Annotated in this window: 1 pseudogene; it reads left to right on the top strand. The window is 67.0% G+C overall.

The annotated features are described in order from the left end of the window. A pseudogene (locus MKK49_RS21185) lies at positions 1-312 on the top strand (acetyl-CoA carboxylase biotin carboxylase subunit); the annotation flags it as partial.

Below are 312 nucleotides of genomic sequence, written 5' to 3'. Positions count from 1 at the left end.
GTTCTACTTCATCGAGATGAACACCCGCATCCAGGTCGAGCATCCGGTCACCGAGATGAGCACCGGGATCGACCTCGTCAACGAGCAGCTCCGGGGCGCCGCCGGCCGGCGGCGGTCGGTCACCCAGGACGAGAGCAAGGGTTCAGGCCACGCCATCGATTGCCGGTTCAACGCCGAGCACCCGGAGACCTGCCTGCCGTCGGCGTCCCTCATCACCTACTTCCACCCGCCGGGCCGCCTCAGCGTTCGCTTCGAGTGGGCGCTTGTCCAGGGGTATCGCCTCCCCCGACCCGAACATTCGCTCCACGCCAA

This window comes from Methylobacterium sp. J-090 (assembly GCF_022829345.1).
GTDB lineage: Bacteria > Pseudomonadota > Alphaproteobacteria > Rhizobiales > Beijerinckiaceae > Methylobacterium.
Note: the sequence above shows the minus strand (reverse complement) of the source record. Positions and strands in the feature narration are given on the sequence as shown.